Raw genomic sequence first — 14224 nt, forward strand, 5'->3', positions numbered from 1 at the left:
AGCCTCGGGCCGTGCTCACGGCCCATTCGCCACGCCCATGGACCGGGGTGGCTGCATGAACGTCTTCGCACCGCTGGTGCGCCGCCCGGTGGGTACTTCGCTGCTTGCCATCGGCCTGCTGCTGGGCGGCCTGTGGGCCTACCTGCTGCTCGGCGTGGCGGCGTTCCCGTCGATCGAATTCCCCGGCGTGGCGGTGTTCGCGCAGATGCCCGGCGCCAGCGCGCAGACCATGGTCACCACCGTGGTCGCACCGCTGGAGCGGCATCTGGGGCGCATTCCCGGGGTGCGCATGATGGCCTCCAGCGCCAGTGAAGGCGCCGCGCAGATCCAGGTCATCTTCAACATGGACCGCGGCGCCGACAAGGCCGCGCGCGACGTGCAGGCGGCAATCAACGCGGCGGCGGCGGACCTGCCGGCCGGCATGCCCAGCCCGCCCGGCTACTTCAAGTTCGACACCTCGCAGATTCCGGTGCTGCTGGTCTCGCTGACCTCCACCAGCCTGCCGCCGGACCAGCTGTTCGACCTCACCGATACCCTGCTGAAGCCGGCGGTGGCGCAGATTCCCGGAGTGGCCCAGGTGCAGGTGAGCGGCAGCACGCCGCACGCGGTGCGCATCGTGCTGGACACCCGCGCGCTGGTGGGCATGGGCGTCACCGCCAACGACGTGGCCAATGCGCTGCGCGCCGCCAACGTCACTTCGCCGCAGGGCACGCTCAGCAACGGCGCCACGCGCATGACGGTGAGCGCCAACGACGCGCTGCACACGGCGCGGGATTTCGCCGCGCTGGTGGTCGCCAGCCACAACGGCGTGCCGGTGCGGCTGGCCGACGTGGCGACGATCAGCGGCGGCCAGGAAGACAAGTACGCCGCGGCGTGGTTCAACGGTCAGCGCGCGGTGGTGATGCAGATCAACAAGCGGCCGGAGGCGAACGCGGTGGCCACCGTGCAGGCGATCCGCGCGCGCCTGCCCGAGCTGCGCGGGGTGTTGCCGGCCGACGCCACCATCACCCCGATCTTCGACTTCACGCCGACCACGGTGTCGGCGCTGCACGAGGTGGAGGTGGCGCTGCTGATGGGCGTCGTGATGGTGGCGCTGGTGATGCTGGTGTTCCTGCGCCGGCTGCGGCCTACCGTGATCGCGATGTTCAGCGTGCCGCTGTCGCTGGCCGGTGCGTTCGTGGCGATGTGGATGCTCGGCTTCACCCTGAACATCTTCTCGCTGATCGCGCTCGTGCTGTGCGTGGGCTTCGTGGTGGACGACGCGATCGTGGTGATCGAGAACATCGTGCGCCACATGGAACGCGGCGAGCCGCCGCTGCAGGCCGCGCTGGCCGGCGTGCGCGAGATCGGCTTCACCGTGCTCTCGATCACCCTGTCGCTGATCGCCGTGTTCGGTCCGATGGTGTTCGGCAACAACATGTTCACCATGCTGATACGCGAGTTCTCGGTGACCCTGATCGCCACCATCGTGATCTCCGCGCTGGTCTCGCTCACGCTGACCCCGGCGCTGTGCGGCGCCTGGCTGGTGCACGAGCCGGCGGGCGCACGCGTGCCGGGGCGGCTGGAGCGCCTGGCCGAACGCTTCGACAGCGGCATGCTGCGCGGCTACGAGCGCGCGCTGGACTGGGCGATGCGCCATCGCCGGATCATGCGCTGGCAGCCGCTGATCCTGCTGGCGCTCACCATCGGCCTGGCGGTGGCGGTGGCGATGACCGCCGGCGGCGGCCTGATGCCGAAGGAGGACACCGGTCTGATGCAGGCCAGCATCACCGCCGACGCCAACGTCTCGCCGCTGCTGCTGGCGCGGCGCACGCAGGAGGTGGCGGCAAAGGTCAAGGCCGACCCGGCGGTGCGCGACGTCTCCGCCTTCCTGGGCAGCAACAACGGCGGTGGCGCGGTCGGCAACCAGGCCAGCCTGTTCGTCGACCTGAAGCCGCCAGGCGACCGGCCGGGCGACCGCCAGGTCAGCTCGCAGGCGGTGGTCGACCGGCTGGACAAATACTTCAAGAACGTGCCGGACCTGGACGTGTCGCTCTCGGTCAACCAATTCATCGGCGGCGGTGGTGGCGGTGGTGGCGGCCGCGGGCAGTACGCGTTCCAGCTCGACAGCGTGGACGGCGTGCCGCTGCAGCAGCCCACCCTGAAGCTGGCGCAGGTGATGCGCGGGATGAAGCAGTTCCGCAACGTCAGCACCAGCTTCGACAGCATCGGCAAGCAGCAGATGCTGCAGGTGGACCGCAATGCCGCGGCGCGATTGCACGTGAGCGTGGCACAGGTGGACACCGCGCTGGCCAACGCGTTCGGGCAGACCCCGGTCTCCACCATCTACTCGGACATCAACCAGTACCGGGTGGTGATTACCGCCGAGAGCGCCGAGTCGCTGAGCCCGGCCGCCCTGCTCAATACCTATGTGCGCAACACGCAGGGGCGGATGATTCCGCTATCCGCGCTGGCGCAGATCCGGCCGCACATCGCGCCGGTCACCATCAGCCATTTCGACCAGCTCGAATCGGCCGCGATCAACTACAACCTGGCCAAGGGCGTCACCCAGGCCGATGGCCTGAAGCTGGTCGAGCAGGCGATGTTCGCCGCGCAGCTGCCGCCGGGCGTGCACAACAAGTACAGCGGCGACAACAAGAACCTGGTCGACGCGATGAACAATGCGCTGATCATGCTGCTGGCGGTGATCCTGGTGATGTACGTGGTGCTGGGCATCCTGTATGAAAGCCTGATCCACCCGTTGACCATCCTCTCCACCTTGCCCGCGGCCGGCATGGGCGCGTTCCTGGCGATGCTGGTCACGCATACCCAGCTGACCCTGATGTCGGTGATCGCGATCCTGATGCTGATCGGCATCGTCAAGAAGAACGCGATCCTGATGGTCGACTTCGCCCTGGTCGCCGAGCGCGACCACGGCATGTCGCCGCCGGCGGCGATCCGCGAGGCGGCGCTGGTGCGCTTTCGCCCGATCACCATGACCACCCTGGTGGCGATGGGCGCGGCGCTGCCGCTGGCGATCGGCTTTGGCTACGGCTCGGAAATGCGCCAGCCGCTGGGCATCGCCATCCTCGGCGGCCTGTTGGTGTCGCAGCTGCTGACCCTGCTGAGCACCCCGGCGATCTACCTGTGGCAGCACGACCACCGCGAACGCAAGGCGGCGCGGCGGCGGCTGCGCGCCGAGATCAAGCGCCAGCGCTTGGTGCAGCAGCAGATGCCAGCGCTGCCGAGGTAGGAGCCCGCTGGCGGGCGATGCTTTTGGAGCCGGGATTCGGGATTCGGGATTCGGGATTCGCAAAAGCTAGAGCATCGCCCGCCAGCGGGCTCCTACCCTTCCCCAAGAGGCTACCCCTGCCTTCCGGCACGGTGTGGACTTCAGGCACATACACCGGAACGTGCCAAAGGGCATAAAGTGGGCATGCACGGACTGCCCGCCACTTCCCCGACCTCCCCACGCCCGCCGCGCGCGCGGGCGGAAGCGCCATGAACATCTTCGCTCCGTTGATCCGCCGCCCGGTCGGCACCTCGCTGCTCGCGCTCGGCCTGATGCTGGCCGGCTTGTGGGCCTACCTGCTGCTCGGCGTGGCCGCGCTGCCGTCGCTGGATTTCCCCGGCGTGTACGTGGTGGCCAGCCAGCCCGGCGCCAGCGCGCAGACCATGGCGAACACCGTGCTGGCGCCGCTGGAGCGGCACCTGGGGCGCATTCCCGGCGTCGACGAGATGTACGGCAACGCCAGCGAGGGCCAGGCCTCGGTGATGGTGCGCTTTACCTTCGACCGCACCGCCGACAGCGCCGCGCGCGACGTGCAGGCGGCGATCAATGCGGCCGCGGTCGACCTGCCGACCGGCATGCCGTCGCTGCCGCAGTACTTCAAGTTCGACACCTCGCAGATCCCGATCCTGTTCCTCACCCTCACCTCGACCGGCGTGCCGCAGGACCAGCTGTTCGATCTGGCCGACACCATGCTGAAGCCGGCGGTGGCGCAGATCGACGGCGTGGCGCAGGTGCAGGTGTTCGGCGGTACCCCGCATGCGGTGCGGATCGAGCTGGACAACGGCGCGCTGGCGGCCAAGGGCCTCACCACCAACGACGTGGCCAACGCGCTGCGCGCGGCCAACGTCACCTCGCCGCAGGGCACGCTGAGCGACGGCCACACGCAGATGACGGTGAGCGCCAGCGACAGCCTGCAGACGCCGGCGGAGTTCGCCCGCCTGCTGATCTCGGTGAAGAATGGCACGCCGGTGCGGCTGTCCGACGTGGCGCGGGTCTACAGCGGCCAGCAGGACGAATACCAGGCGGCGTGGTTCAACGACGCGCGCGCGGTCGGCCTGCAGATCAGCAAGCGGCCGGAGGCGAACGCGGTGGCCACGGTGGAGGCGATCCGCGCGCGCCTGCCGCAGCTGCGCGCCTCGCTGCCGTCCAGCGTGACGATGACGCCGGTGTTCGACCTCACCCAGACCACCAAGTCGGCGCTGCACGAGGTGCAGGTGGCGCTGCTGATCTCGATCGCGATGGTGGTGCTGGTGATGCTGGTGTTCTTGCGCCGGCTGCGGCCCACGCTGATCGCCACGCTCAGCGTGCCGCTGTCGCTCGCCGGCGCGTTCGTGGTGATGTGGACGCTCGGCTACACGCTCAACACCTTGTCGCTGGTGGCGCTGGTGCTGTGCATCGGCTTCGTGGTGGACGACGCCATCGTGGTGATCGAGAACATCGTGCGCCACATGGAGCGCGGCGAGCCACCGATGGAGGCAGCGCTGGCCGGCGTGCGCGAGATCGGCTTCACGGTGGTCTCGATCACCCTGTCGCTGGTGGCGGTGTTCGCGCCGCTGTTGTTCGGCAACAACATGCTGATCATGCTGCTGCGCGAGTTCTCGGTGACGCTGACCGCGGCGGTGGTGATCTCGGCGCTGGTCTCGCTCACGCTCACCCCGGCGTTGTGCGCGTGGATGCTCACCCATGAGCCGGAGCACGCCAGGTCGCCCGGGCGGATCGAACGGGCGGTAGAGAACTTCGACCGCAAGCTGCTGCACGTCTACGAGCGTGCGCTGGACTGGGCCATGCATCATCGCCGGATCATGCGCTGGCAGCCGCTGACCCTGCTGATCCTGACCTTCGTGCTCGGCTTCGCGGTGGCCAAGACCGCCGGCGGCACTTTCATGCCCGATGAGGACACCGGCCAGCTGCAGGTGGACATCAGCGCCGACGCCAACATCTCGCCGGCCGAGCTGACCGCGCGCGCCCTGGCGGTGGCGAAGATCATGCAGGCCGACCCGGCCGTGCTCGACCAGCTCACCATGCTCGGCCGCAACGGCGGCGACGGCGGCGCGGTGGGCAACAACGCGCAGATGTTCGTCGACCTGAAGCCGCGCGGCAGCGCTCCAGGCGAGCGTCGCGAGGGCATCAAGCAGGTGGTCGAGCGATTGTCGAAGCAGTACGACAAGCTGGCCAACGTAAAGGTCTCGGTCAGCGCCGCGCAGTTCCTCAGCGGCGGCGGCAGCGGCGACAAGGGCGGCCAGTACGAATTCCAGCTGGTCAGCAGCAATGGTGGCGACCTGCAGCCGTGGGTGCTGAAGATGGTGCGCCAGCTGCGCACCATGAAGGAGTTCCGCGACGTCAGCAGCAACTTCGACCAGGTCGGCAAGCAGCAGCTGCTGAAGATCGACCGCGAGGCGGCCGCGCGCCTGCACGTGGGCGTCGGCACCATCGACTCGGCGCTGTACAACGCGTTCGGCCAGCGCCAGGTGTCGCAGATCTACTCCGACATCAACCAGTACGCGGTGGTGCTCAGCACCGGCGCGTCCGAGCGCGTGAGCCCCGAATCGCTGCTGAACGTGCGCGTGCGCAACGAGCAGGGACGGATGATCCCGCTGTCCGCGCTGGCGACCATCAAGCCGAACATGAGTCCGCTGCGCATACGCCACCACAACCAGCTGGAAGCAGCCACGATCGGCTACAACCTGGCCAAGGACGTCACCCAGGACGTGGGCGTGAAGCTGGTCGAGCAGGCCGCCTACGCCGCGCGCCTGCCGGCCGGCATGCGGGTGGATTTCACCGGTGCCAACCAGCGTCTGAAGCAGGCCCAGTCCAACGGCATGGTGCTGCTGCTCGGCTCGATCCTGGCGATGTACATCGTGCTGGGTATTCTCTACGAAAGCCTCGGCCACCCGCTGACCATCCTGTCCACCCTGCCGGCCGCCGGCGCCGGCGCGTTCCTGGCGATGCTGGTGACCCAGACGCAGATCTCGCTGATGGCGATCATCGCGGTGCTGATGCTGATCGGCATCGTGAAGAAGAACGCGATCCTGATGGTGGACTTTGCCTTGGTCGCCGAACGCGAGCGAGGGCTGCCCGCGCCGGAGGCGATCCGCGAGGCGGCGCTGGTGCGCTTCCGCCCGATCACCATGACCACCCTGGTGGCGATGGGCGCGGCGCTGCCGCTGGCGATCGGCTTCGGCATCGGCTCGGAAATGCGCCAGCCGCTGGGCATCGCCATCGTCGGCGGCCTGCTGGTGTCGCAGCTGCTGACCCTGCTCAGCACGCCGGCGATCTACCTGTGGAATTACGACCGCAAGATCCGCAAGGCGGCGCGCAAGGAGCGCAAGGCGCAAAAGAAGCGGTTCAAGGCGCTCGGGGTGCAGGCGGCGAGTTGAACGGAGCGTGCAGGGATGACGGGCATTGATGTCCGTGCGCTTCAACCATCCGCTCACCAGCTGACAGACCGGTAAGTGGAGAAGAAAAACGTGACGTTCATCACGTTGTGTGCGGATATCTACGGTTGACACCGTAATTACTTGCGGATCAACCTTGGCCCCGCTGCCCGCGCGCAATGCCGGGTACCAAGGGGAAAACATGCGCGTTCGTTGGCAAGGGATCTGCCTGTGGGCAGTGGCAATGGCGTTGTTGGCTTCGCTGGGCCACGCGCAATCGGTGGTCAAGCCCGAAGACGAATACAAGAAGCTGATCCGCGTCAGCGAGGATATCCAGCCACTGGGCGAGAACCCGTTCGGCGAGCAGATCAGCGTGTACAACGGCAGCCTGTCGTTCGAGCAAACCGACGTCAGCCTGGTGGGCAACGGTCCCTTGCTGCAGCTTTCGCGTTCTTACCATCTGAGGGAAGCGAAGGAGTCCGAGTCGATCGATGGCGCCTTCTCCGACTGGGACATCGAGATTCCCCGCATCACCACGATGACGGCCAACCAGGCCAACGTCACCGGATGGCAAATCAACCAGTCCAACAGCAACGCCCGTTGCACACTGTTCGGGCCACCTCCCACGGTCGCCGCGCAGCAGGGTGGTGCCGATTGGGAGCCGATGACTTGGTGGACCGGTTACCAACTTGTCATACCCGGCAGCGGCAGCCAAGACCTGCTCAAGCGGACGGGCGAAAACACCCTTTCGCCGAATATGGGCGGGGTGGCGTTTCCCATCGTTACCCGGCAGAACTGGATGATCAGTTGTGGCGTGCAGACGGACGATGGCGTCAGTGGCGAAGGGTTTGTTGCCGTCGCCCCGGACGGCACTAAATACACATTCAACCATCTCGTTTACCGCTGGGCTCCCAACATGAACCGGCCCATTGGTTCTGGGCCGATGACCTTGCAATCGTTCAGCGTGCAGCCGATGGCGGCCATTGACGATTTCCTGCGCCGCCGACAGGCGTCGATGCTGGTAACCCGAGTCGAGGATCGGTTTGGCAACTTCCTGACCTACAGCTATGACGGCGCGAACCTTATCGCTATTACCGCCAGCGATGGTCGTGCGCTGAATCTCGCCTACGTGCCGGGCACGTCGCGTATCAGTACGGCTACCCTGCAATCCTCAAGCGGCGCTCGAACCTGGTCCTACCAGTACGGTACGGACATTTATCACGTACTGAACAGAGTCACGCTTCCTGACAACACATCGTGGTCCTTCGCCATGGCCGATTTCCTCGCCTCGGATATGGACCCTGCAGGCGGTACCTGTTCCACGGCAGCGCTGTTGTCCACGAATACCTGGACCGGCAGCATCACGCACCCTTCAGGGCTGGTGGGCAGTTTCCAAGTCAAGGGCATGATTCATGGGCGGTCGTATGTACCTCGCTCATGCATGGGCACCGGCAACGACACTCCTGACAGTACGGCACTGATTCCCCGTGTGTACTATCAGTTGACACTGATGCAGAAGACCTTCAGCGGCGCCGGTGTTCCCGCCGAAACGTGGAGCTACAGTTATTCGCCAGCCAACGAAAGCTGGTTGCAGGACTGTGCCGGCGGCTGCGTGGCCACTGTCTGGACGGATGTCGTGAACCCGATAGGGCAGGCGACCCGCTACACCTTCAGCAATCGCTTCGACGCCACGGAAGGGCAGCTGGTTTCCACGGATTTCTACAGCGGTGCCGTAGGTACGGCGCTGCTTCGGTCGGAAGACAGCAACTACGCGGGGATTCCACCGGCGACCGAAGCGTGGCCGTGGCCATGGCCCAAGCGCTATGGCAACGTCCTCCAATCCCGCATGAACCAGGCACAGGTCGAGCTGTATGCACCGCAGACCTTGCGCACGATCACCCAGGATGGCGATAGCTACACCTGGCAGGCGGAGTCGTTCAACGAGTTTGCGCAAGTGACGCAAACCAAGCGCTTTAGCAGCATCACCGGGCAGGGAGCGGTGCAGGAGCAGACCAGCTACCTCAATGACCTGCCGCACTGGGCACTGGGGCTGCCGCTGCAGACGGACAACCTCACCACTGGCGAGACGGTGAGCCAGAACGTCTACGACCTGACCAACGTGACCCTGGCCGAGCGTTGGCGCTTCGGTCAGAAGCTGACGAGCTACACGTTCAACGGCGCCGGGCAGCTGGCCAGCTTCACCGACGGCAACGCCAAGACGACCAGCCTGGGCAACTACAAGCGTGGCATCCCGCAGACAATCGGCTACCCGGACGGCACCAGCCAGAGCCTGGTGGTGGACGACTTCGGCCAGATCGCCTCGATCACTGACCAGGCCGGCCATACCACCAGCTACGGCTACGACGCGGTCGGCCGGCTCACCGGCATCACCTACCCAGCCGGCGACGAGGTGACCTGGCTGGCGAAGACCTTCGCCTACGACTTTGTCACCGCCTCAGAACGCGGCCTGTCCGCCAACCACTGGCGACGCACCACGACCACCGGCAGCGCGAAAGCGGTGACGTACTTCGATGCGCTGCTGCGCCCCGTGCTGGGCGACAGCGCCATCGGCGGCGCGGTGCAGGCGAGTACGCTGACCACCTACGACCCGAAGGGCCAGAAGACCTTCGTCTCGTACCCCAGCGCCACCGCGCTGAGCTTCACCATGACCCCGGGCACGGCCGGCATCACGGGCAGCGCCAGCAGCTATGACGCGCTGGGCCGGCTGACCCAGACCCGGCAGGACAGCGAGCTGGGCGTATTGACCACAGGCACCGCGTACCTGTCCGGGGCCAGGCAGCAGGTCACCGATTCCAAGGGCAACGTCACCACCAGCAGCTACCAGGTGTTCGATCAGCCCTCATACGAGGCGGTGATCAAAGTGCAGGCGCCGGCGGGCATTACCCAGTCCATCGCCCGCGACCTCTACGGCAATCCATTGTCGATCACGCAATCGGGCCTCTACGGCACCGAGAGCAACAGCGTCACCAAGACGCTGACCTACGACAGCTATCACCGCCTGTGCCGCACCACCGAGCCGGAGAGCGGCAGCGAGGTCATGGGCTATGACAGCGCGAACAATCTGGCGTGGAGCGTCTCCGGGGCGACGCTGAGCAATGATGGCAGCTGCCATCCGGAACTTGCCCAGTCGGCAGGCGTGATTAAGCGTACGTACGACGCGATGAACCGGTTGACGGCGATCCTGCCGCCATCTGGCACGCAGAGCACCAGCTACGGCTACGACGCCGTGGGCCGGATGACCTCGGCCAGCTCCGGTATCAGCGCCTGGAGCGCTACCTACAACTTCCGCGGCCTGCTCACCGGCGAGAGCCTGCAGCTGACCGGCCAGAATGCCTGGGGCATCGGCTACGCTCACGATGCCTACGGCAGCGTGAGCCTGATCCACTATCCCGACGGCGAGAACGTCAGCTATGCCCCCGATGCGCTGGGGCGGGCCACCCAGGTGGGCAGTTACGCCAGCGGCCTGACCTACTTTTCCGACGGCGAGGTGAAGGACTTCGTCTACGGCAATGGCGCGGTGTACGCGGCCGAGAAGAACACCCGCCAACTGGTGAGCAACTTCAGCTACGGCCAGGGCGCCACGCCGCTGATCAGCGAGGACTACGCCTACGACGCCAACGGCAACATCACCACGGTGGCCGACCTGGCCAACGGCCCGCGCAACAAATCGTTCGGCTATGACGCGCTGAACCGGTTGACCAGCGCCACGGCAGCCGGCCTGTGGGGCACCCAGAGCTACACCTACGACGCGCTCAACAACCTGCGCACGCTGCAGACCGGCAGCCAGGTTTCCACCTACCACTACGACACCACCAACAAGCTCACCAGCATCAGCAACGGCGCCACCACGCTGACCAGCTATCTCTACGACAACCGCGGCAACGTCACCGGCAAGAACGCGACCGCCCTGGTGTTCGACCAGAAGAACCAGCTGACCCGGGTCATGGGCATCGGCGACTACGCCTACGACGCGGCCGGGCGGCGGGTGATGAAGACGCCGGCCGGTGGCGGTGCTCCGGTTTACTACTTCTACAACCAGGCCGGGCAGCTGCTGTACCAGGCGAATCCCGGAACGGGCAAGGCCACCAACCTCGTCTACCTGGGCCGCAAGCTGATGGCTCGCAACGAGAGCCTGCATCTGGTTGCGCCGGGCGCAGTGAGCTTCGACGCCAACCCGAACAACGGCAGCTACACGGTGAGCTGGGGTGCGGTGCCGGGGGCGACCAGCTACCTGTTGCAGGAGAGCGCCAACGGCGGCGGCTGGACCACGGTATATAGCGGCACGGCCTCCAGCGTGGCGCTGAGCGGCCGCGCCGGCGGCAGCTACGTCTATCAGGTCGAGGGGTGCGTCGGCGCTACCTGCGGCGGCTGGACCAGCTCGGCCACGCTGGGTGTGCGTCCGGCCCTGCCGGCGGTCACCGTGCCCACGGGCACCATCAACGGCAGCTACACGGTGAGCTGGACGGCACCGGCCAGCGCCACCGGTTATGACGTGCAAGAGCAGGTCAACGGAGGTGGCTGGACCACGATCGCCAGCAGCACGGCGGCGACCGCGATCAGCCGCCCCGGCACCAGCAGCGGCAGCTACACCTACCAGGTCTCGGCAAAGAACGCCTATGGCAGCCGCGGCTGGGCGGCGTCCGGCGCGGTGACCGTGGACACGACCTATGGGGTAGTCCCGACGGCGCCGGCCAGTCTGACGGTCCCGGCCAGCAGCAGCACCGGCGGCGCCACGCTGAGCTGGAGCGCGTCCAGCCTCACCACGAGCTACACCCTTCAGCAGAGCAACACCGGCGGCGCCAGCTGGAGCGCGGCATATACCGGCAGCGGTACCAATGCGGCTCTCAGCGGGCTGGCCGACGGCAGCTATCTCTACCGGGTGCAGGCCTGCAATACCTACGGCTGCAGCACCTGGACCGCCGGCAGCGCCACCTTGGTGGTCACCCATCCGCCCACCACCGCACCAACGGTCAACACGCCGGCCAGCAGCGCCAGCGGCAGCTACACGGTGAGCTGGGGAGCGGTCGGCACGGCCACCAGCTACACCCTGCAGGAGCAGATCAACGGCGGCACCTGGACGACGATCCAGACCAGCAGCGCGACCAGCAAGGCGATCAGCGGCAAGGGCAACGGCACGTACGGCTACAAGGTGCAGGCGTGCAATGTGGGTGGCTGCGGGCCGTGGAGTGCCACCGGTAGCACCACCGTGCTGCTGCCGCCGGTGGCGCCGGCCAGCATCACCGTGCCGGCCACCAGCAGCGGCAGCATCGCGGTGAGCTGGACGGCCAGTGCCACGGCGACCAGCTACACGCTGCAGCAGCGCCTGGGTACGGGCAGCTGGGGCACCGTCTACACCGGAGCGGCCACCAGCAGCACGCGTACAGTAACGGTCAGCGGCAGCTACACCTACCAGGTGCAGGCGTGCAACGCGAGCGGCTGCAGTGCGTACAGGGCCAGCACCGCGGTGGCGGTGACGATCCCGCCGGCGACGGCGCCTGCCCTCAGCGTGCCGGCCACCAACAACACCGGCAGCTACGCGGTGAGCTGGGGCGGGGTGAGCGGGGCCACCAGCTATACACTGCAGGAGCAGGTGAACGGCGGCGGTTGGGCGACAATGCAGGCCAGCGGTGCCACGAGCTGGAATACCAGCGGCAAGGGCAGCGGCACCTACGGCTATCAAGTGCAGGCGTGCAACGCAGGCGGCTGCGGACCATGGAGCAGTACCAGCAGCATCACGGTCACGGTGATCCCGGCCACGCCGGGCACGCCCAGCACGAGTGTCAGCGGCCCGTCCTATAAGCCGGTGGTCAGCGTGAGTTGGGGAGCGGTGAGCGGCGCCACGAGCTATCAGCTGGAAGAAACGCATCCCCAGGATGGCGTGAGCATCGTCTACAACGGCTCGGCCACCTCATGGAGTCAGTTGATCTTTGCCACGGGGACGGTGCAGTTCCGGGTGAAGGCATGCAACAGCGCGGGCTGTTCGGCCTTCAGCAACTACAGCAGCGTCGTGCTGAATTCAGGCCTTTGAGCCAGGGATGTGGTCATGACTATGAAAAAGATCTCCTCATGGTTGATGCTGGCGAGCTTGTGGTTGTGTGCGGCGGCGACCCATGCCGGCACGGTGACCTACGTGTACACCGACCCGCAGGGCACGCCGCTGGCCGAGGCGGATGCCAGCGGCAACATCACAGCACGGTTCGAGTACACGCCGTATGGGGTGTCGGTGCCGAGCATGGGTGCAGCGCCGAACGGGGTGGGGTATACCGGGCATGTGAACGATCCGGAGAGTGGGTTCGTGTACATGCAGGCACGGTACTACGATGCGGCGATGGGGCGGTTTTTGAGTGTGGATCCAGTGAAGCCAGTGCCGGGGAAAGGGTTCAATTTCAATCGATATAATTACGCTAATAACAACCCATATCGCTTCATTGACCCAAATGGCCAAGCACCGCAAGAGCCACTCCTCGCGCAGTTAACGGTTGCACGTAACTACATTAGAAGCGGTTACGAGAAAATGATGATAACAGTTGGTCGACTGGTATTGAATCAATCTCGTAGGACGAGTGTAGCACTTAATGGAACTGCAGTGATGGGTACTGGCTTGGTTGCTTCCAAGGGAGTATACAATTCAAATGACAGCTTGGGATTTGCGTACGTGGCTGGTGTGGGCAAAGAGGTAAGTTTGGATGCAAAATACAGGCTATTTACATTTAATTTTGCATCCAATGCAAAAGATGCACCAATCGAAATGACGGCGCATGCATCTACCCATTTTGGTTATCTAGGATTTGGCGGCGAGGCGGTATATAACACAAGTGGGTCTTTGTCCGGTTATCTTAGTTTTGGGCCTGGTATCGGAGATGCTTTTTACGTCGGATCGGTCAATTATCTTATTGGCGGAGACGACAACGATTCGTCTGGGCAAAAGGGAGAGTCATATGTAGAAAGGAAACAGCGGGAGATGATGGATGAAGAATACTTGAGGCAGCAGCTGGGATTTGGGCGTGAAAATTATGACTACCTTCAACGAAAATAATGGCGCCGGCACCAATGCGTTGATCATGCGAACCCAATTGGTTATAGTAAAATGATTGCAATCGTGTTCTTTTTTGGATTTTTGACAAGTATAGCCTATCTTGTCTTGGCAAATATTTTCATTGAAAAATTAAGGCCTTTGGACCAGGACGTTAGTGAAGAAAATTTTTCCAGCAGGAATTCCGTTATTCTAATGAAATACATTCTTTCCATCAAAAGGAATGGATTGCTGACGGCCGGGGACAAGCTGTTGCTTTTGATGATGCGAGCGACCTTGGCGGTAGGGATGTCGCTGTACGTGGCCGTGTTGGTGCTTGTGTTTTCACAAAAATAGATCTGGGTCTCGTGGACGGAGATGATCGAACAAATCTCAGGGACGAAACAGGGGTCAGGTTAAATTAAAGGGGACGGAGGCAATTAAATCTCGCTCGTTGCGCTTGGCCGCCCCCGTGGGCGGCAGACAACAGGCCGTCCCAGCGTCTTTTCCACCATGCGCTGAAATCGCTCGTCACCCAGTGCACGT

At 64.9% G+C, this 14224-nt stretch carries 5 protein-coding genes; all 5 read left to right on the forward strand.

Annotated elements, in window-relative coordinates:
- Positions 1-55: 55 nt before the first annotated feature.
- Entirely contained in the window at positions 56-3232 is a 3177-nt protein-coding gene (locus UUA_RS13305) for an efflux RND transporter permease subunit (RefSeq protein WP_008437724.1), read from the forward strand.
- 248 nt (positions 3233-3480) lie between these two features.
- The gene (locus tag UUA_RS13310; RefSeq protein WP_008437730.1) at positions 3481-6648 is read left to right on the forward strand and encodes an efflux RND transporter permease subunit; all 3168 of its coding nucleotides are present in this window, start codon (positions 3481-3483) and stop codon (positions 6646-6648) included.
- A gap of 199 nt (positions 6649-6847) precedes the next feature.
- Complete coding sequence (locus UUA_RS13315; protein ID WP_081491573.1) at positions 6848-12694, forward strand: hypothetical protein; 5847 nt, start codon at positions 6848-6850, stop codon at positions 12692-12694.
- 15 nt (positions 12695-12709) lie between these two features.
- Entirely contained in the window at positions 12710-13702 is a 993-nt protein-coding gene (locus tag UUA_RS18960) for an RHS repeat-associated core domain-containing protein (RefSeq protein ID WP_081491574.1), read from the forward strand.
- Positions 13703-13753: 51 nt separating this feature from the next.
- On the forward strand, positions 13754-14035 hold the full coding sequence (locus UUA_RS13320; RefSeq protein WP_039954058.1) for a hypothetical protein: 282 nt from the start codon (positions 13754-13756) through the stop codon (positions 14033-14035).
- Positions 14036-14224 lie beyond the last annotated feature (189 nt).

Origin of the sequence: Rhodanobacter thiooxydans LCS2, assembly GCF_000264375.1 — a bacterium.
In the GTDB taxonomy this organism is placed as follows: domain Bacteria; phylum Pseudomonadota; class Gammaproteobacteria; order Xanthomonadales; family Rhodanobacteraceae; genus Rhodanobacter; species Rhodanobacter thiooxydans.